The organism is Paenibacillus sp. EKM206P, assembly GCF_011066155.1.
GTDB classification, from domain to species: Bacteria; Bacillota; Bacilli; order Paenibacillales; family Paenibacillaceae; genus Paenibacillus; species Paenibacillus polymyxa_D.
Map to the genome: position 1 here is coordinate 1 of NZ_JAAMNQ010000119.1, position 264 is coordinate 264.

Here is a 264-nt window from a genome sequence, read left to right on the forward strand (position 1 = left end):
TATGACCCGTAGGGGATTCGAACCCCTGTTACCTCCGTGAAAGGGAGGTGTCTTAACCCCTTGACCAACGGGCCATATATCTATTATTAAGAGCTGGCGGAGAGAGAGGGATTCGAACCCTCGAGACGCTTTTGGCGCCTACACGATTTCCAATCGTACTCCTTCGGCCAACTCGGACACCTCTCCACATGGCTCCCCGAACAGGACTCGAACCTGTGACAACTCGATTAACAGTCGAGTGCTCTACCAACTGAGCTATCAGGG

The 264-nt window shown here is 53.0% G+C and carries 2 tRNA genes; both read right to left on the bottom strand.

The features are described from left to right. Positions 1 to 2: 2 nt before the first annotated feature. A tRNA-Glu gene (locus G9G53_RS26005) sits at positions 3 to 74 on the bottom strand. 20 nt (positions 75 to 94) lie between these two features. Further along, positions 95 to 186 (bottom strand) — tRNA-Ser (locus tag G9G53_RS26010). Positions 187 to 264 lie beyond the last annotated feature (78 nt).